At 64.2% G+C, this 16,891-nt stretch carries 19 protein-coding genes and 1 pseudogene; 14 read left to right on the top strand and 6 right to left on the bottom strand.

Annotated elements, in window-relative coordinates; all coding sequences use genetic code 11:
- The first annotated feature begins 44 nt into the window (after nucleotides 1-44).
- Genes BN60_RS19485 through BN60_RS19475 form a run of 3 tightly spaced genes read left to right on the top strand, consistent with a single transcriptional unit; the run spans nucleotide 45 to nucleotide 3,297 of the window.
- Nucleotides 45-1,754 carry a hydantoinase B/oxoprolinase family protein gene (locus tag BN60_RS19485; RefSeq protein ID WP_020697815.1) on the top strand — a complete coding sequence of 570 codons (1,710 nt, stop codon included), beginning with the start codon at nucleotides 45-47 and terminating at the stop codon, nucleotides 1,752-1,754.
- Complete coding sequence (locus BN60_RS19480) at nucleotides 1,751-2,278, top strand: hypothetical protein (protein ID WP_020697814.1); 528 nt, start codon at nucleotides 1,751-1,753, stop codon at nucleotides 2,276-2,278. Before BN60_RS19485 ends, BN60_RS19480 begins: the two co-directional genes overlap by 4 nt.
- Nucleotides 2,275-3,297 (top strand): asparaginase, encoded by a 1,023-nt coding sequence (locus BN60_RS19475; protein WP_020697813.1) that lies wholly within the window; start codon nucleotides 2,275-2,277, stop codon nucleotides 3,295-3,297. Before BN60_RS19480 ends, BN60_RS19475 begins: the two co-directional genes overlap by 4 nt.
- Before the next feature lie 10 nt (nucleotides 3,298-3,307).
- On the opposite strand, the gene BN60_RS19470 is transcribed toward BN60_RS19475, so the two are convergent.
- The gene (locus tag BN60_RS19470) at nucleotides 3,308-3,685 is read right to left on the bottom strand and encodes a DUF983 domain-containing protein (RefSeq protein ID WP_148283489.1); all 378 of its coding nucleotides are present in this window, start codon (nucleotides 3,683-3,685) and stop codon (nucleotides 3,308-3,310) included.
- Between the two features lie 75 nt (nucleotides 3,686-3,760).
- On the opposite strand from BN60_RS19470, the gene BN60_RS19465 reads away from it, so the two are divergent.
- The 3 genes from BN60_RS19465 to cydB are packed head-to-tail and all read left to right on the top strand — an operon-like array spanning nucleotide 3,761 to nucleotide 7,589.
- Nucleotides 3,761-5,134, top strand: a complete 1,374-nt coding sequence (locus BN60_RS19465; protein ID WP_020697811.1) for an aminotransferase-like domain-containing protein — start codon at nucleotides 3,761-3,763, stop codon at nucleotides 5,132-5,134.
- Between the two features lie 26 nt (nucleotides 5,135-5,160).
- On the top strand, nucleotides 5,161-6,579 hold the full coding sequence (locus tag BN60_RS19460) for a cytochrome ubiquinol oxidase subunit I (protein ID WP_020697810.1): 1,419 nt from the start codon (nucleotides 5,161-5,163) through the stop codon (nucleotides 6,577-6,579).
- A 2-nt stretch (nucleotides 6,580-6,581) separates the two neighbouring features.
- Nucleotides 6,582-7,589, top strand: coding sequence for a cytochrome d ubiquinol oxidase subunit II (gene cydB / locus BN60_RS19455; RefSeq protein WP_020697809.1), 1,008 nt, complete (start codon nucleotides 6,582-6,584; stop codon nucleotides 7,587-7,589).
- A 107-nt stretch (nucleotides 7,590-7,696) separates the two neighbouring features.
- Here cydB and BN60_RS19445 read toward each other — a convergent pair whose 3' ends face one another.
- Nucleotides 7,697-8,044, bottom strand: a complete 348-nt coding sequence (locus BN60_RS19445) for an MliC family protein (RefSeq protein ID WP_020697807.1) — start codon at nucleotides 8,042-8,044, stop codon at nucleotides 7,697-7,699.
- 52 nt (nucleotides 8,045-8,096) lie between these two features.
- Here BN60_RS19445 and BN60_RS19440 point away from each other — a divergent pair, with 52 nt between their 5' ends.
- Genes BN60_RS19440 through BN60_RS19425 form a run of 4 tightly spaced genes read left to right on the top strand, consistent with a single transcriptional unit; the run spans nucleotide 8,097 to nucleotide 11,204 of the window.
- On the top strand, nucleotides 8,097-8,891 hold the full coding sequence (locus BN60_RS19440; protein ID WP_020697806.1) for an alpha/beta fold hydrolase: 795 nt from the start codon (nucleotides 8,097-8,099) through the stop codon (nucleotides 8,889-8,891).
- 5 nt (nucleotides 8,892-8,896) lie between these two features.
- Nucleotides 8,897-10,072, top strand: coding sequence for a M20 aminoacylase family protein (locus BN60_RS19435; RefSeq protein WP_020697805.1), 1,176 nt, complete (start codon nucleotides 8,897-8,899; stop codon nucleotides 10,070-10,072).
- The gene (locus tag BN60_RS19430) at nucleotides 10,069-10,590 is read left to right on the top strand and encodes a hypothetical protein (RefSeq protein WP_020697804.1); all 522 of its coding nucleotides are present in this window, start codon (nucleotides 10,069-10,071) and stop codon (nucleotides 10,588-10,590) included. Before BN60_RS19435 ends, BN60_RS19430 begins: the two co-directional genes overlap by 4 nt.
- Nucleotides 10,587-11,204 (top strand): DsbA family protein, encoded by a 618-nt coding sequence (locus BN60_RS19425; protein WP_020697803.1) that lies wholly within the window; start codon nucleotides 10,587-10,589, stop codon nucleotides 11,202-11,204. The genes BN60_RS19430 and BN60_RS19425 overlap by 4 nt, the downstream gene beginning before the upstream one ends.
- 7 nt (nucleotides 11,205-11,211) lie before the next feature.
- On the opposite strand, the gene BN60_RS31025 is transcribed toward BN60_RS19425, so the two are convergent.
- Entirely contained in the window at nucleotides 11,212-11,595 is a 384-nt protein-coding gene (locus BN60_RS31025; protein ID WP_020697802.1) for an HPF/RaiA family ribosome-associated protein, read from the bottom strand.
- A 98-nt stretch (nucleotides 11,596-11,693) separates the two neighbouring features.
- Nucleotides 11,694-11,945: a DUF6356 family protein gene (locus BN60_RS19415; protein WP_020697801.1), complete on the bottom strand. Its 252-nt coding sequence runs from the start codon at nucleotides 11,943-11,945 to the stop codon at nucleotides 11,694-11,696.
- Between the two features lie 91 nt (nucleotides 11,946-12,036).
- On the opposite strand from BN60_RS19415, the gene BN60_RS19410 reads away from it, so the two are divergent.
- Nucleotides 12,037-12,516 carry an Lrp/AsnC family transcriptional regulator gene (locus tag BN60_RS19410; protein ID WP_245539834.1) on the top strand — a complete coding sequence of 160 codons (480 nt, stop codon included), beginning with the start codon at nucleotides 12,037-12,039 and terminating at the stop codon, nucleotides 12,514-12,516.
- Nucleotides 12,517-12,578: 62 nt separating this feature from the next.
- Nucleotides 12,579-13,562: a hydroxyacid dehydrogenase gene (locus BN60_RS19405; RefSeq protein ID WP_020697799.1), complete on the top strand. Its 984-nt coding sequence runs from the start codon at nucleotides 12,579-12,581 to the stop codon at nucleotides 13,560-13,562.
- Nucleotides 13,563-13,570: 8 nt separating this feature from the next.
- Here BN60_RS19405 and BN60_RS29950 read toward each other — a convergent pair.
- Nucleotides 13,571-13,753, bottom strand: a pseudogene (locus BN60_RS29950) (Rdx family protein); the annotation flags it as partial.
- A 98-nt stretch (nucleotides 13,754-13,851) separates the two neighbouring features.
- Here BN60_RS29950 and BN60_RS19400 point away from each other — a divergent pair.
- A complete protein-coding gene (locus tag BN60_RS19400) occupies nucleotides 13,852-14,832 on the top strand; it encodes an aldo/keto reductase (RefSeq protein WP_020697797.1) in 981 nt (326 codons plus the stop codon).
- On the opposite strand, the gene BN60_RS19395 is transcribed toward BN60_RS19400, so the two are convergent.
- On the bottom strand, nucleotides 14,805-16,016 hold the full coding sequence (locus BN60_RS19395) for an MFS transporter (protein WP_020697796.1): 1,212 nt from the start codon (nucleotides 16,014-16,016) through the stop codon (nucleotides 14,805-14,807). The genes BN60_RS19400 and BN60_RS19395 overlap by 28 nt on opposite strands.
- An 80-nt stretch (nucleotides 16,017-16,096) precedes the next feature.
- Between BN60_RS19395 and BN60_RS19390 the strand changes: the two genes are divergently transcribed.
- Nucleotides 16,097-16,852, top strand: coding sequence for a TerC family protein (locus BN60_RS19390; RefSeq protein WP_020697795.1), 756 nt, complete (start codon nucleotides 16,097-16,099; stop codon nucleotides 16,850-16,852).
- Nucleotides 16,853-16,891 lie beyond the last annotated feature (39 nt).

The following is a 16,891-nucleotide window of genomic DNA, read 5'->3' as shown; positions in this document are numbered from 1 at the left end:
GATCATAGCGCAGGACCCCGGGGCCTGTGCTAGTCATTGCTGCCATGTCGAACCCTGCGGCGAACCTCGATCCCGTCACCCTGACTGTCATTCAGAACGGCCTGATCCAGGTCTGCAATGAAATGGACCTCGCTTTCGTGCGCGCGGCCTTCTCGCCGGTGATCTCGGAAGGCATGGACCGCTCCGATGGCATCTACGATGCCGCCGATGGCGCGCTTATTGCTCAGGGCGAACTGGGCCTGCCGGTCTTCGTCGGCACGATGCAGTTCTCGACGCGCGCCGTGATCGAGCGCGTGAAGAGTCACTATGCCGGCAAGGTCGAGCCGGGCGACGTCTTCATCGTCAACGATCCCTATCTTGGCGGCACGCACCTGATGGATGTGCGGTTCGTGAAGCCGTTCTTCTACAAGGGCGAACTCTTCGCCTGGCTGGCCAACACGGGCCACTGGCCCGATGTCGGCGGCATGGTGCCGGGCGGTTTCTCGGCCAGCGCCACCGAGGTCGAGCAGGAGGGGCTGCGTCTCCCGCCGGTGAAGTTCTTCAAGAAGGGCGAGATGGACCAGGAGATCCTGTCGATCATCCTGTCCAACATCCGCATCGCCGATCAGCGTATCGGCGACATCAAGGCCCAGGCTGCCGCGCTTACGACGGGCGAACAGCGACTGACCGATCTCGTCGACCGCTACGGTGCTTCCGTCGTGAAAGCCGCGATCGCGGAGATGCGCCACCGCGCCGAGCGTCAGATGCGCGCCAAGATCGCGGGCATTCCCGACGGCGTCTACGAAGGCACCTCCCAGGTCGACAGCGACGGCGTGGTCGACGAGCCGCTGACGATCCGCATGAAGATCACCAAGAAGGGCGAGGACCTCACCTTCGACATGACGGGATCGAGCCCGCCGTGTCGCGGTCCGATGAACAGCGTCATCGCCACGACCAAGTCGGCGATCTATCTGGCGGTAAAGCACATCTTCCCCGACGTGCCGATCAATGCCGGCACCTTCGAGCCGCTGCACATCGTCGAGCCGGAAGGCACGTTCCTCTATGCCAAGTATCCGCGGCCGGTGTCGGGCTGTGCCGCCGAAGTGAGCCAGCGCATCGCCGAGGCGGTGTTCGCAACGCTCACCAAGGCGATCCCCGATCTGCTGTTTGCGGCGCCCGCCGGGACGTCGGGCAATCTCGGCATTGGCGGCTACGATCCCGAGCGCCGGCGCAACTACATCATGTATCTCTTTACCGGCGGCGGTTACGGCGGCTTTCAAGGGGGCGACGGCCTCAGCAATGGCTGCTCGACCATCGGCATCTCCAAGATGCCGCCCGTCGAGGTGCTGGAGCAGTTCTATCCCGTGCTGTTCGAGGAATTCTCGTTGCGCGAAGGATCGGGTGGGGCCGGCGAGTTCCGCGGCGGCTTCGGCATCAACTACGCGATCAAGCTGCGGCGCGGCGAGGCGCGGGTCTCGATGGTGATGGATCATGGCCGCACCGGCCCGCAGGGCGTCCTGGGCGGGAAGGATGGCGGCACCAACACGGTGCTGATCGAGCAGGGTGGCGCGAGCTATCGGCCGCCGCATCTCTCCAAGGATCAGGACATCGAAATCGGCGTCGGCGACGTTGTGCGCGTCTCCACGCCGGGTGGCGGCGGCTTCGGCGATCCGGCTCGTCGTGCGCCGTTCGCCATCGCGCGCGACATCGCGCGCGGCTACTACACGGAGGCCGAGGCGTACGAGAAGTTCGGTCGGGCGCGCGCTGCAGAATGACCCAGTTCAGGCGTTCGTTCCTCGCGCTGCCGGTGCTGCTGGCGGCAGGCGAAGCTGCCGCGCAGCTTGCGGCCTGGTATCCGCTCGAAGGTGCCGACAAGTCGTTCTTCGTCGAGATGCCCGGTGCGCCGGTCTACAAGATTCTCGATACGACCTCGCCCGGCGGCACGCCGTTCGCCTATCACTCCTACAGCCTCGAATATCGACGCCTTTCTTTCGTGGCGCAGACCGCGCTCTATCCCGCCGATGTCGACGTGCGTCAACCCAGGCTCAATCTCCAGTCCGCGCTCGACGATCGCGCGCAGCGGCTGGCGGGCGGCAGGTGGACCCAGGTCGACTGGAAATCCCTGCAGGGCGCTCCTGCCGTTGAATCGACCGGGCCGCTGCCGGGCGGCAATGCGCTGCGTCAGCTCGTTGTGTTGAAAGGTAGTCGCTACGTGTCGCTGGGCTATATGGCGCCGGCCGACGCCATGCGGGCGCCGGAGGCCGAACGTTTCTTCCGCTCCTTGAGATTGCTGTCATGACCTTGCCGCGTATTCACATCCTGGCGCTGGGCGGAACCATCGCCACGCGTCCCGACGCTTCCGGCGCCATGCAGATGGGACTGGGGGCCGACGATCTGGTGGCCGCCGTTCCCTTGCTTGCACAGCTCGCGGATATCCGCGCCGAGACGGTGTCGAGGGTCGGCAGCCATTCGCTGTCGTTCGATCAGCTCCATGCGTTGGCGGCGAAGATCAGGACGCTCGACGTCGACGGCGTGATCGTGACCCAGGGAACCGACACGCTCGAGGAAACGAGCTTCCTGCTCGATCTGCTGGTCGAGCGCGACATTCCCGTCATCGTGACGGCGGCGATGCGCAATCCCGCGCTGACCTCGCCCGACGGTCCCGGCAACCTTCTGGCGGCCGTGCGGGTGGCCTGCGATCCCTGGGTGCGTGCCCACGCCAAGGCGCTGGGCGTGATCGCCGTGATGCTGGACGAGGTCTATGCCGCGAGCGACGTGCTGAAGACCCATCCCACGCGGCTCAACGCCTTTGCCTCGCCGCAGACGGGGCCGTTGGCGGCGCTGGTCGAGGATCGCGTGGTGCCATTGTCGTTGCCCGTGCGCACGCCGGTCGAAGCTGCGCGCAAGCGGCTCGGCGCGTTGACCGACACTGGTCGGGAACAGCCTGTCGCCTTGCTGTGGATGGCGCTCGACGAGCCGGGCTATCTGCTGGAAGTGCTGGTCGATCACCGCGACCAGCTCGGCTATCGCGGCATCGTGCTGGGGGCGATGGGCGGTGGTCATGTGCCGGAGCGGGTCGCGCCGCTGATCACGCAGCTCGCCGAGGTCTTGCCGGTGGTCGTGTCGCCGCGCGCAGGTGGCGGGCCGCTGCTGCAGCAGACCTATGGCGGCCCGAGTTCGGAAATCGTGCTGCGCAAGGCCGGGCTCATATGGGGCGGGCGCCTCAATCCCCTGAAGGCGCGCGTGCTGCTCGAAACCTGTCTGCGCGCCGGCCTGGATCGGCCGGCGATCATCGAGGTCTTCGACGCCTGGGCCTAGGGCTGCGCGACTAGGTTCGCGCCTGCTTCGCTTCGGCGAAGCCGTGCATGCCCATGTGCCATTGCAGCGCGACGATGGTGCCCTTGATCGGCTGCAGCAGGCCAACGGACAGGCCGATCACCAGGGGCGTCCATAGGAGCGTGTGCAGCCAGTAGGACGGCATGTAGGCGATCTCCACGAACATCGCGAGTGGCACGACCACGTGGCCGACGATGAAGATGGTGAGATAGGCCGGGAAGTCGTCGGCGCGGTGATGGTGCAGGTCCTCGCCGCAGACGTTGCAGCGGTCCGCGACCTTTACGAAGGCACGGAACAGGCGGCCTTCGCCACAGGCGGGGCAGCGTCCGCGAAAGCCGCGCCACAGATAGAGACCGCCTTTGCCGGGCATTTTGTCGTCCTCCAGTTCGGTGTCTTGTATGTCCATACGGACGGGCATACATTCAAGCATATGTAGGAGAATTGTATGGATTGGAGCCCTACAATCGACGCTGCGGACGGGCCAGTCTATGAGGGTATCGTCGAGGCCTTGGATCGCGATATCGCCTCAGGCCGCCTCCGCCGGGGGCAGCGCCTGCCGACCCATCGTGCGCTGGCGCGGACGCTGGGAGTCGATCTCACTACAGTCACGCGCGCGTACAACGAAGCGCGACGGCGTGGCCTGACCGATGCGAGGGTCGGGCAGGGGACCTTCGTGGCGGAAAGCCGGTCACGGCCGGTCCGGGCCACCGCTGGCATCGCCATCGATCTTTCGATGAATCTTCCGCCGCAGCCAATCGAGGCCGATCTCGAGGGGCGTATTTCGCGCGGCCTTGCCACACTCCAGCGCGACCACGGGCTCTCCGAGTTCCTGAACTACCAGTATGCCGGTGGCAGCGATGCAGACCGGAGCACGGCGGCGCAGTGGTTGCGTCGCCGCGTGCGTACGTCCGAGGCCGACAGGCTGCTGGTGGCACCCGGAACGCAGACAACGCTTACGGCCCTGCTGCTCGCGACGACGAGTCCTGGCGATGTCGTGCTCGTCGATCGACTGACCTATCCGGGATTCAAAACGGCGGCAGCAGCGCTGGGCGTGCGCCTGGTCGGTGTCGAAGCAGACGGTGAGGGGATGATCCCGGAAGCGTTGGCGGAAGCTGCGCAGCGCCATCGTGCAAAAGCCGTCTATCTCATTCCGACGATGCACAATCCGACGATGCTTACCATCGGCACGAAGCGACGCGAAGACCTCGCCGCGACGATTCGCCGATGCGATCTTCTGCTCTTCGAAGACGATGCCTATGGTTGCCTCGATCCGAAGGCACAGCCGATCGCGGTGCTCATCCCGGAACGCAGCTATCTCGCCGTGAGCCTTTCCAAGTGCATCACGCCGGGCTTGCGTGTGTCGTTTCTGTTGACGCCCGATCGTGCTGCGGCTGCGGCGCTTGCCAATGCGATTCGCACTGTCGCGCAGATGCCGGTGCCTTTGATGGTCGCGCTCGTCGTGCGTTGGCTGATCGACGGGAGCGCCGACGCAATTGTATCGGCGATCACGGCCGAGGCTGCGGCGAGGCAGCGGCTGGCCGCAAAGGCGCTTTCGGGGTACAATTATCACGCGCATCCAAAAGGGCTTCACGTCTGGTTGGCGCTGCCCCCGGCATGGACCCGAGCGGAGTTCGCCGCGCATATTCAGCGACAGGGGCTCGCCGTGGTCACCAGCGACAGCTTCAGCGTCGACGATCATCCCGAACATGCAATTCGTATTGCGCTCGGTGCGGCACGCAGCCGCTCCGACCTCGTCGTTGCTCTCGATCTGTTGACGACGGCGTTGCGTTCACCGACTTATGCGTCGCGCATCGTCTGAGGCGATCTACTGCCAAGGAGAACATCATGTTCGAATCCTTCGATGCAGTCTTTCTCGCAAGACTGCAGTTCGCCTTCACGGTGTCGTTCCATTTCATCTTCCCGTCATTCTCGATCGGGCTGGCAAGCTATCTCGCGGTGCTCGAGGGGCTGTGGCTGTGGACGGGCCGTTCGGTCTATCTCGATCTCTTCAAATACTGGCTGAAGATCTTCGCGCTCACCTTCGGCATGGGAGTCGTGTCGGGCATCGTCATGTCCTACCAGTTCGGCACCAACTGGTCGGTCTTCTCCGACAAAGCGGGGCCGGTGATCGGGCCGCTGATGGCCTACGAGGTGCTGACGGCCTTCTTCCTCGAAGCGGGATTCCTGGGCGTCATGCTGTTCGGCATGAACAGGGTCGGCAAGTCGCTGCATTTCGTGGCGACGCTCGCCGTTGCGGTCGGCACCTTCATCTCCGCTTTCTGGATTCTCTCCGCCAATAGCTGGATGCAGACGCCGACCGGCCATGTGATCAGTGCCGCCGGCCAGTTCGTTCCGGAGGATTGGTGGGCAATCATCTTCAATCCGTCCTTCCCCTACCGCCTCGTCCACACGGTCTTCGCGGCCTATCTGACGACGGCATTGGTGGTTGGCGGCGTCGCGGCGTGGCATCTCCTGCGCGAACGCGGCAACGAAGGCGCGCGCGTCATGTTCTCGATGGCGATGGGCATGATCACGGTCGTGGCGCCCTTGCAGATCTTCGCGGGCGACCAGCACGGCTTGAACACGCTGGAGCATCAGCCGGTCAAGGTCATGGCCATGGAGGGGCACTTCAAGAACTACCCTGACGGTGCGCCGCTGGTGCTGTTCGGCTGGCCTGACCAGGCGGCGGGCGAGATGAAGTACTCGGTGGAGATTCCCAAAGCGTCGTCGCTGATCCTGAAGCACGCCTGGGACGCGCCCCTCGAGGGATTCGAGTCGGTCGATCGCAAGGATTGGCCGCCGATAGCGATCGTGTTCTGGGCTTTCCGCATCATGGTCGGGCTCGGCATGCTGATGCTGGCGTTGGCGGCCTTCAGTCTGCTCGCCCGTGTCCGCAAGCGGCTTTACGACTGGACCTTGCTGCATCGCTTCGCGCTTGCGATGGGGCCGGCCGGATTTGTGGCCGTGATCGCCGGTTGGGTGACGACCGAGGTCGGGCGCCAGCCCTTCACGGTCTACGGGCTGTTGCGGACGGTAGACTCCGCCTCGCCGCTTGCGGCACCGGCCGTCGGTGCGTCGCTGCTGGCCTTTATCGTCGTCTACTTCATCGTCTTCGGTGCGGGCGTCTACTACATCTTGAAACTGATGAGCCATTCGCCGCATCGTGGTGAAGAGGGACCGGAGCGCGGCCAGCCGGTGCGCGCGGCCGGTATCACGCCGGCATCCGCGGTTGCCGAATCAGTCGCCGGCGGCAAGGAGGCCTGATCATGATCCTCGGTCTCGACCTGCCCACCATCTGGGCTTTCATCATCGCCTTCGCGATTTTCGCCTACGTCGTGATGGATGGTTTCGATCTTGGTATCGGCATCTTGTTCCCGGCGCTGCCTGTAGGACGCGAACGCGACAGTGCCATGAACTCGATCGCCCCCGTCTGGGACGGCAACGAAACCTGGCTGGTACTGGGCGGCGGTGGCCTGCTGGCGGCCTTTCCGCTGGCCTACGGCATGATCCTGTCGGCGCTCTATGCGCCGATCATCGCCATGCTATTGGCGCTGATCTTTCGCGGTGTCGCCTTCGAGTTCCGCTGGCGCGATCCTGGCCATCGTGCGGCCTGGGATTTTGCGTTCAGCTTCGGCTCGATTGTCGCGACCTTCGCACAGGGCGTCACTCTGGGCGCGTTGCTCCAGGGGATCGCCGTCGAAGGCCGTGGCTATGTCGGCGGCTGGTTCGACTGGCTGACGCCGTTCAGCGTCCTGGTCGGCGTGAGCCTGCTGGTTGGCTATGCCCTGCTGGGCGCGACGTGGCTGATCATGAAAAGCGAGGATTCGCTGCAGGCGCGCTGCTATCGGCTGGCCTTCGGGCTCGGCATCGGCGTGATCATCGCCATGGCGGCGGTGAGTGCTGCGACACCGTTCCTGCGCGACGCCTATTGGCAACGCTGGTTCGCCTGGCCGCAGGTGTTGTTCACCGCGCAGGTGCCGTTGCTGGTCGCCATCGCCACGGTCGTCTTCTTCTGGAGCCTGAAGCGGCTTCACCACTACACGCCGTTTCTGATGGCGCTGGCGTTGTTTGCGCTCGGCCTCACCGGCCTCGGCATCAGTCTCTTCCCCTATGTGGTGCCGCCGGTCGTCACGATCTGGGAGGCAGCTGCCCCCGATCCGAGCCTGAAGTTCATGCTGCCCGGGGCACTGATCATGGTGCCGATCATCCTGGCCTACACGGGCTATTCCTATTGGGTGTTCCGCGGCAAGACCGGCCACGAGGGCTACCACTGATGCCGGCGCCCCGGCAGTGGCTGTGGTTCGTCGGTCTCTGGGTAGCCGGAGTCGGCGCCACGGCGCTCGTCGGCTACGCGATCAAGATCTGGCTGAAGTAGCGGCCTCTAGGTCGTGCGGCGTGTCGGCCGGCAATTGAAGGCAACCGGAGCGCCGGCAATGGGCTTCAATACGGCGATGTCATCGCGTCCGCTCCACTCGTAGGTCGAGTCGGCATAGCGGAAGCCCTGGCCGGTCGCCTGATATTCGAGCCGCCAGGTCTTGTCGCCCTGGGTTACGGAGGCGCGATTGCGGGCGTAGACCACAGTCACTTCCTTGCGGCCATCGCAAAGATAGGCAATGCCGGTGGGCGCCGCTTCATCCGGCGCGGGACGCGGGATGGTGGTCGTCACCGGCTGTTGCTGGCTGGTGCATCCAGCCACCAGAATCATCGCGGCAATCGACAGACGCTTCATCGTGCGCTTTCCTCCTGCGGCGGGACCATACGCAAATCGCCGAGGAGACGGAATGCCCCTGTTCAAACTGCGCGACGGCGCCGACCTCTACTACGAGCAGCTGGGTAGCGGCCCGCCGCTGTTTCTGGTCCCTGGCCTCGGCGGCGACAGCCGCTGGTGGGGCGAAAACGCCGCAGAGCTGGCGCGCCGGTTCACAGTCGTCGTGCACGATCATCGGGGCACTGGGCGCAGCAGCCTGTCGAGAATCACCTACAGCGTCGGTCAGATGGCTGACGATGCGCTGCAGCTCATCGAAGGGCTGGGCTACGACAAGGTCCATTGGTGCGGCCATTCCACCGGCGGCGCGATGGGCCAGGTCCTGGCGATCGAGCATCCGGAGCGAGTGGACCGGCTGGTGCTGAGCGCCACCTGGGCCAAGACCGACGCCTTCTTCAGGCGTCTGTTCGAGGTGCGTTCCCTGCTGCTGAGGGAACTGGGACCGGCGGCCTATCTCAAGTCCAGTGCGCTGGCGCTCAACATGCCGTCCTGGATACGCGACCACGATGCCGACCTGGTGGCGGCCGAAGCCAAGGCCCAGGAAACCATCCCGATCCCCGAGATCGTGCTGTCGCGCATCGCCGCCATCGTCGCGCACGACAGGCGCGAGCAACTGCAGAAGGTCCAGGCGCCGACGCTCGTGATCTGCGCCCGCGACGACATGGTGACGCCGCTCTATTTCACCGAGGAGTTGGTCCGGCTGATCCCGGGCGCGCGGGCCTATGTGCTGCCGGACGGCGGCCATGCATATCCGAACGTGCATGGCGGCGAATTTCGTCGTGTAATGACCTCCTTCCTGCTGGAGTCCTGAAGCCAATGAAGATCGAACCGCAGATTGCCGCCGCCGCCGCCGAGCTGACCGCCATCCGGCGCGACATCCACGCCCATCCCGAGCTCGGCTTCGAGGAGGAGCGGACCAGCACTATCGTGGCGCAGAAGCTGAAAGAGTGGGGCTGCGAGGTCACGACCGGCATCGGCAAGACCGGCGTCGTCGGCACGATCCGCGTGGGCAACAATCCGCGTGCCATCGGCCTCAGGGCCGACATGGACGCGCTGCCAATGGACGAGCACAACACCTTTGACCATCGCAGCCGCCATGCCGGCCGCATGCATGCCTGCGGTCACGATGGCCATACGGCGATGCTACTGGGCGCCGCCAGGTATCTCTCGGCCACGCGCAATTTCGACGGCACGGTGCACTTCATCTTTCAGCCCGCCGAGGAGGGCCGTGGCGGGGCCGAGGCGATGGTGAAGGATGGGCTGTTCCAGAAATTTCCCTGCGAGATCATCTTCGGCATGCACAACAGGCCGAAGCTCGACGTCGGCAAGTTCGCGATTCGCTCCGGCCCGCAGATGGCGGGCGGCGGCCTGTTCGACATCCACATCACGGGCAAGGGCGCCCATGGCGCGCGGCCCGAGAGCGGAATCGACCCGGTGATCATCGCAACCCAAATCATCTCGGCCCTGCAAAGCGTGGTCTCGCGCAACGTGTCGCCGCTCGATTCGGCCGTGATCTCGGTGACGCAGATGCATGCCGGCGACGCCTATAACGTGATCCCGCAGGAGGCCGTCCTGCGCGGCACCATCCGGGCCTTCCGCAAGGAGACGATGGCGCTGGTCAAGGAGCGCATCGAGACGATCTCGACCGGCATCGCCAAGACCATGGGCGGTACGGCCAAGGCCGATGTACGGGTCGTCTTCCCGCCGCTGGTGAACGATCCCAACGCCGTGAAGTTCATCGCCGATGTCGCTGCCGAGATCGTGGGACCGGAGAACATGAACCGCGAGGGCCCCTATGTGATGGCCTCCGAGGATTTCTCCTACATGCTCGAACAAGTGCCGGGCGCTTTCATCAACATCGGCAACGGTGGTGGCGAAGGTGGCTGCGAGGTGCACAATCCGGGATACGACTTCAACGACGAGGCGCTCACGCTGGGCTCGACCCTGTGGGCACGCGTCGTCGAGAAGCGGCTGGCGAAGGACGCACGTTGAGCGAGCAGAACAAACACTGGCTACTGCGGGAACTGCCGTATGTGGCCATGCTGGCCCTGGCCGTCGGCGGCATAGTGCTGTCGGGATTCCGGGGCCTCACGACCTATTACTACTGGATGGCGTTGGCCCCGATATACGGTCTCGCCTGCATCCTCTCCGGTTGGCGGGTGACCGAGAAGACCGCCGACCATGTCCGGCTGATCGTTACCCAGGCACTGCACTGGCTGGCCTTTCTGGTGGCGATGTCGCTGATGTTCATGCCGGAAGTGCGCGGTGTCGTGAACGACAATGCGACCAGCCTTGCGCTCCTGATCCTGCTGGCTCTGGGTACCTTCGTGGCGGGCGTCCACGCCCGGGTCTGGCGTATATGCCTTGTCGGCGTGTTCCTGGCGCTTGCGGTGCCGGCCGTGGCCTGGGTTCAGGATTCGGCAATGTTCCTGCTGGTTGCCTGCGTCATGATCGTGGTCGTCGCGGCAGCCTTCTTCTGGCTGCGGCGCCAAGAGGGGAGCAAGGGATGAGCGACCGTTCTACGGTCATCGTCTGGAGCGACTACATCAGCCCCTACGCCTTCGTCGCCAAGGCCTGGGCCTATACCCTCGAGGCGGACTACGACCTCACGCTCGACTGGCGGCCCTACACGCTGGATATCGCGTCGTTCCAGGGATCGGTCGAGCAGCGCGATCCGCATCACTGGCGGCGGGTGCGCTATGCCTACATGGATGCGCGCCGCTTCGCCAACAAGCAGGGCCTGACCCTGATGGGGCCGAAGAAGATCTTCTACGCCCGTCCGGTCAATGCCGGCATGCTCTATGCCCAGGATCACGGCGTGTTCCAAGCCTACAACGACCGTGCCTTCGAGCGGTTCTGGCGTCGCGACCTCGATCCCGAAAGTGTCGAGGCCGTCGGTGCGTTGCTGGAGCAGTGCGGCGCGCCTGCCGGTTTCGCATCCTTCTACGCGGGCGAGGGAGGCGCCAGACACGACCAGCTCCGCACCGAGGCCGAGGCCTCGGGAATCTTCGGCGTGCCGTCCTTCGTCTTCGATGGGGAGCTATTTTGGGGGGGTGATCGGATCTTCCTGCTGCGCGAACGGCTGGATGAAAAAGGCGTCACCCGCCGCCGGGTCGGCGCCTAGGACGACCTCAGCTCGGAGGCCGGTCGAGCGTTCGGTCGACCCGCTCGTGCAGGTTCTTGACCTCGCCGCGCTGCTTGCGTGACTTCTCCTTGATCAGACGCTTCGCGCGGCGGAAGGCATCGTTGACGGCGAACACGGGGTCGGAAAAACGCGAATCTTCCTGGGGCGTGTGGTCGACATTGATGTCGATATTGCCCGGCAGCACGAGGTGGATATTGATGCTGTAGAGGTTGCTGGTCCGGTGGTGGCGATCGGGCACTTGTACGACGACCTGGCACGATGTTAGCCGGCCATGCAGCCGTTCCAGCGTTTCGAGGTGCTCGGAGATCAGGTTGCTCAGCGCTTCGCTGGGCGTGCTGCCTTGAAAGCTGATCCGTACGGGTGTTTCCACTGGAATTCTCCGCTGCTTCGCCACTCCCCCATGGAGACAAACGTAGCATGGCGGCGAGTGGTTGCGGACTCCAATAACCTGCTCGGACGATACGTCTGTCAGTCGCCGGCTGCGACGGCCGTGGCGCGATCGGACTTGGCCGGCTGCACCGTGCGATGGGTCACCATGCGGTGATGGAGGGTGCGTACAGTGTCGCTGCCCCTGGTGAGACAGAGCCAGGGAAAAATGCCGTGTACGAAACAGGCCAGAGCTCCGACCAGCATCCGCCCGCCGAAGCCGAAGGCCATACCCATATGCTGCAGGTAGGTCTCGTTGACCGAGGCGGGATGATCAGTGAAACGCTTTAACATGACCAGAATTCTAGCGGTCGCAGCGGGAAACGGCTTGCTACCTTTGCGCTAAACCCGGCAGATTTGAGAAATTCATTCTCAGAGATCGCTTATGGCCGCAAAAATGTCGCTCGATTCCTTCGACCGGAAGATTCTGGATTGCCTGCAGGACAATGCCGATATGGCATTGGCCGAGATTGCCCGCCGCGTTGGCCTGTCGACTACGCCGTGCTGGCGGCGAATCAACCGATTGCAGGAAGCAGGCATCGTGCGCGCGCGCGTGGCCTTGCTGGATCGCAAGGCCGTGAATGCCGGCGTGACGGTGTTCGTTGCGGTTCGCACGTCGCAGCACAATGCCCAGTGGCTCGCCCGCTTCGCCAAGGCCGTTGCCTCGTTTCCGGAGGTGATGGACTGCTATCGCATGAGCGGTGAGATCGACTACCTCATCCGGCTCGCTCTGCCCGACATCGAAGCCTACGACGCCTTCTACAAGCGCTTGATTGCCAGGGTCGAACTGTCCGACGTCACTTCGATGTTTGCCATGGAGGAGATCAAATCCACCACGCGGCTCCCGCTCAATTACCTCCCCTAGCGCCTTGGGGCGACGGCCTTTAGGATCGCGCCCGTTCGCACGGCAAGATTGCAGGGGAAACGATGACTACGGGCAAAAATCGCAAGAAAGTGCTGATTGTCGGCCGCATGCCGCAGGCCGGGATCGACGTGCTGAAGACGCGAGACGATGTCGATTACGAAATCCTGACCGACGATACGGTGCCGAGCCTGCATCCCAAGCTGAAGGATGCCAACGCGGTGACCCTGGGCGCGACTCCCTTCCGCCAGGCCGAGCTCGATGCTGCACCGGGCATGATGGTGGTGGCTCGTCTCGGCGTAGGTTTCGACGCCGTGGAGATTCCGGCACTGAACAAGCGCAAGATCCCGTTGATGACCACCGGCATCGCCAACTCCGTCTCGGTGGCCGAGCATGCGATGTACATGCTTCTGGCCTCGGCGCGCCTGGTGAAGAAATACGACCGCTTCGTGCGCGAGAAGGGCTGGGGCCAGCGCCTCTCCGACCTGCCGGCCGATCTTTCGGGCAAGTCGATCCTGGTGGTCGGCATGGGCCGTATCGGCTCGCGCACGGTGAAGCGGTGCGTGGCCTTCGAAATGGACGTCTTCGTGCTCGATCCCAACATTTCCGAAGCCGAGATCAAGAAGGCGGGTGCCACCAAGGTGACCGACCTCAAGGCCGTCCTTCCCAAGGTCGACTTCGTCTCGGTTCATTGTCCGAAGGCGCCCGAGACGGTGAACATGTTCAACACGGAGACGCTCGGTCTCATGAAGCCCGAGGCCTTCCTGGTGAACACCGCGCGCGGCGGCATCGTGAACGAGGATGCGCTCTACGCGGCGCTTTCGACTGGCAAGCTGCGCGGCGCCGGTCTCGACGTGCTCGACAAGGAGCCGCCGGATCCTGCCAACAAGCTGTTCAGCCTGGAGAACGTGATCTTCAGCCCGCACATGGCCGGCGTCACCAAGGAAGCCAGCGACCGCATGGCCGTCACTGCCGTCGAAAATATCCTCAGCGTCTTCGATGGCCGGCCGAACACGGCCAATGTCGTGAACAAAGAGATACTGGCCTGACGCCGGAGTCAGTCCGGAAGCAGGTCTTCGATCTCGGCATCGGTCGGAAAGCGGCCGGTGCTGTGACGGGTGTACTTCAGTTCGCCATCGACAGTGATGTCGAACTGGCCGGATTTGCCGGGGCGCAGCTCGATGTCGGCGCTACCCAGCTTTTCGAGGCCCAGCTTCTCGAGGCGTTCCCTCACACGGAGGGCTTGCGGCTTGTAGCCTCAAGCGCCGCAATATTCGATCAGCACTTTCATTCGTCGAAGGTGGGAGCTTAAGCTCTCGCCGGCAAGGGGGATTCTCGATGAAGTACGGACCGCTCGGCCGCTCGGGCCTGATCGTCAGCAGGATTTGCCTCGGCGGCAATTCCTGGGGAGCCAAGGGCCGCCGCGGCTGGGGCAAGTTCGACGAGACCGAAGCGCCGGCCTACTTCAAGCGGGCGCTCGATGTCGGCATCACCTTCTTCGATACGGCGGACACCTACAATTTCGGCCGCTCCGAGGAGATCATGGGCGCGACGCTCATGAAGATGACGAAGCGCGAGGAGATCGTGCTCTCGACCAAGGTCGGCATCCGCATGAGCGGCGTCGCCAACGACGTCGGCACTGGCCGCAAGCATCTGATGGCGTCGGTCGATGCCCAACTCAAGCGCCTGCAGACCGACTATATCGATGTCTATCAGGTCCACCGGCTCGATCCGCATACGCCGATCGAGGAGACCATGTATTCGCTCGACCAGATCGTCCGTTCGGGCAAGGTCCGTTACATCGGCGGTTCGACCATGCCGGCCTACAAGTTTGCCCAGATGGTGATGATTGCCGACTGGAAGGGCTACGCACGGCCGATTGCCATGCAGAATCTCTACAATCTGATCCAGCGCGAGGAGGAACGGGAGATGAACCGGCTCTGCCACGAGCAAGGCGTCGGCCTCATTCCCTATTCGCCGCTGGCGCGCGGCTTCCTGGCCGGCAATCGCAACAAGGAGGGCGGAGGCAGCACCGAGCGCTCGAAAAACGATACGGTGGTGCAGGCTGGCACTTATCGCGACTGCGATTGGGAAGTCGTGAAGCGCTTGAAAAAGATCGCCAGGGCGAAGGACGTGACGCCTGCTCAGGTGGCGCTCGCTTGGCTGCTGCACAAGCCCTACATGGGGGCGCCGATCATCGGCGCGACCGGACTGGACCAGCTCACCTCGGCCGCGAAGTCGACCGATATCGTGCTGACGGCGGAGGAGTGCAAGGCGCTCGAGCTGCCCTATCAGTTCCGGGTGTCGCCGGAGAGCTGACTGCGCCGCGTGATCGCCGCCGAGAACCAGAAGGCCAGCAGCGGCAGGAAGACGGCAGCCGCCCAGAAGATGGGCGGTGCGCCCCAGCGATCGACAATTGGGGCGGCGATGGGCACGCCGATCGCCTGGCCGATGAAAAGGCAGAGCGCGAAGAGAGCCATGCCGGCGCCGCGTGCTTCGGGTGCCATCTGCGTGCCGTTGGTCTGTAGCGTGTTGTGCAGCATGTAGAACGACACGCCCGAGAGCACGATGGCCGCGAATTCGACCTCGGCGACCGGCGCAAGCGCCATGCCGGCAAAGGCGATGCCGAGGCCCACGCCACCCCAAGTACAAAGCCCGCGCTCGCCCAGGATGCGCACGAGATGGTGGGCTACCATGACGTAGAGGAAGCCGCCGGCGCCGAAGGCGGCGACAGCAAGCCCGATCGCGGCAAAGCCCATGTCGAAGCGCTGGTGTAGGTCGGCGCCGACGAAGGTGAAGGCTCCCCAGAAGACGCCGCCTTCCAGGGCAACGACGAGGATGACTGTGAGGGCCCACGGCCGGCGCAGAACGCTGAACATCTGCCCGATCATCGATCCCTGGCTGCGTTCGGTTCGCCGGGCAATCTCGGGTCGCGCGCGCATGACCGCGAGCAGGGCGACGCCCGCCATGACGTAGATGCCGGCCAATACCCAGAAGACCGAGCGCCAGCCCAGCCAGTCGCCGATCGCGCCGCCCAGCGCCGCGCCCGTCATCAGGCCGAGCGTCTGGCCGGTGAGGAAACGGGCAAGGGTGGCCTGGCGTTTCTCGTAGCTTACATTGTCGCCCACCCAGGCGATGGCGAGCGGGATGATGGCGGAACTCGTTACCCCTGTCAGGAAACGCGCCAGGGTGAGCATATTCAGCGAGGTCGAGATGGCCCCGAGCAGGCAGCAGGCCGCGGCGCCGACGCAGGCTATGGCGACCACCGGCATCTTGCCGTAACGGTCGCCGAAGGGGCCGTGCACCAGCACGAATACCCCATTGGCGAAAAGGAAGACCGTGGCGGCAATCGATGCTTCGCCTACAGTGACGCCGAAACTGGCGGATAGTTGCACCAGCAGAGGGTCGATGACGCGCATGTTGGCCGCCGCGGCGAAGGCCGCGACCGACAGAAGGGCTATCGCGAGCGGCGGGGCGGCCGTCGGGGCGGCAGGGGCGGACATCGGCTGCGGGCTTAGCGGGTCGGCTTCGTAAAAGAAAGGTCTCTTGGCCGCTGGCTGCAATGTCTTATGGTAGGGAGATGATGGAAGAGCTCCTCGCCCTCGCCCGCGATCCGCAAGCCTGGGCGGCCCTGGCCACGCTGGTGATCATGGAAGTCGTGCTGGGCATCGACAACCTGATCTTCATTTCCATTCTGACCAACAAACTGCCCGAGGAGAAGAGATCGAAGGCCAGACGGGTTGGCATCGGTCTGGCGGTGATCTTGCGTCTCGGCCTGCTGAGCGGCGTCGCCTTCATCGTGCAGCTCACGACACCGATATTCTCCCTGTTCGGGCATGGGTTTTCCTGGCGTGACCTGATTCTGATCGTTGGCGGCCTGTTCCTGATCTACAAGGCGACCAGCGAGATTCACGACCATGTCACCGGCGGCCAAGACCATGAAGCCGACGCCGGCACGGTTGTCGGGGCGACATTTGCCGGTGTCATTGGCCAGATCCTGATCCTCGACCTGGTCTTCTCGCTCGACAGCATCATCACGGCGGTCGGTATGACAGATGACATTCCGATTATGGTGATCGCGGTCATCGTCGCGGTTGGGACGATGCTGCTCGCTGCCGATCCGCTGGCGCGCTTCATCGGTCACAATCCTACCATCGTGATGCTGGCGCTGGGCTTCCTGCTGATGATCGGCGCCACGCTGATTGCCGACGGCATGGGCGCCCATGTGCCCAAGGGCTACATCTACGCCGCCATGGCCTTCTCCGGCCTGATCGAGGCGCTCAACATGCTGGCCCGCCGCGCGCAGCGCAGACGCCCGTTGCGCAAACGCCCGCGTTGAAGGTGCACTGACAGACCGTACGGCGGCGCGCTAAGCTCG

This window comes from Reyranella massiliensis 521 (assembly GCF_000312425.1).
GTDB lineage: Bacteria > Pseudomonadota > Alphaproteobacteria > Reyranellales > Reyranellaceae > Reyranella > Reyranella massiliensis.
The sequence above is the reverse complement of the archived record's forward strand: the minus strand, read 5'-3'. Positions and strand labels throughout refer to the sequence as shown.

Bases quoted from the DNA above. Each gene is read 5' to 3' on its own strand.
- BN60_RS19440 (WP_020697806.1), top strand. From the start codon at position 8,097: ATGCCCCTGTTCAAACTGCGCGACGGCGCCGACCTCTACTACGAGCAG.
- BN60_RS19460 (WP_020697810.1), top strand. From the start codon at position 5,161: ATGTTCGAATCCTTCGATGCAGTCTTTCTCGCAAGACTGCAGTTCGCC.
- BN60_RS19435 (WP_020697805.1), top strand. From the start codon at position 8,897: ATGAAGATCGAACCGCAGATTGCCGCCGCCGCCGCCGAGCTGACCGCC.
- BN60_RS19415 (WP_020697801.1), bottom strand. From the start codon at position 11,945: ATGTTAAAGCGTTTCACTGATCATCCCGCCTCGGTCAACGAGACCTAC.
- BN60_RS19470 (WP_148283489.1), bottom strand. From the start codon at position 3,685: ATGCCCGGCAAAGGCGGTCTCTATCTGTGGCGCGGCTTTCGCGGACGC.
- BN60_RS19410 (WP_245539834.1), top strand. From the start codon at position 12,037: ATGGCCGCAAAAATGTCGCTCGATTCCTTCGACCGGAAGATTCTGGAT.
- BN60_RS19445 (WP_020697807.1), bottom strand. From the start codon at position 8,044: ATGAAGCGTCTGTCGATTGCCGCGATGATTCTGGTGGCTGGATGCACC.
- BN60_RS19475 (WP_020697813.1), top strand. From the start codon at position 2,275: ATGACCTTGCCGCGTATTCACATCCTGGCGCTGGGCGGAACCATCGCC.
- BN60_RS19405 (WP_020697799.1), top strand. From the start codon at position 12,579: ATGACTACGGGCAAAAATCGCAAGAAAGTGCTGATTGTCGGCCGCATG.
- BN60_RS19480 (WP_020697814.1), top strand. From the start codon at position 1,751: ATGACCCAGTTCAGGCGTTCGTTCCTCGCGCTGCCGGTGCTGCTGGCG.
- BN60_RS19425 (WP_020697803.1), top strand. From the start codon at position 10,587: ATGAGCGACCGTTCTACGGTCATCGTCTGGAGCGACTACATCAGCCCC.
- BN60_RS19485 (WP_020697815.1), top strand. From the start codon at position 45: ATGTCGAACCCTGCGGCGAACCTCGATCCCGTCACCCTGACTGTCATT.
- BN60_RS19395 (WP_020697796.1), bottom strand. From the start codon at position 16,016: ATGTCCGCCCCTGCCGCCCCGACGGCCGCCCCGCCGCTCGCGATAGCC.
- BN60_RS19465 (WP_020697811.1), top strand. From the start codon at position 3,761: ATGGATTGGAGCCCTACAATCGACGCTGCGGACGGGCCAGTCTATGAG.
- cydB (WP_020697809.1), top strand. From the start codon at position 6,582: ATGATCCTCGGTCTCGACCTGCCCACCATCTGGGCTTTCATCATCGCC.
- BN60_RS19400 (WP_020697797.1), top strand. From the start codon at position 13,852: ATGAAGTACGGACCGCTCGGCCGCTCGGGCCTGATCGTCAGCAGGATT.
- BN60_RS19390 (WP_020697795.1), top strand. From the start codon at position 16,097: ATGGAAGAGCTCCTCGCCCTCGCCCGCGATCCGCAAGCCTGGGCGGCC.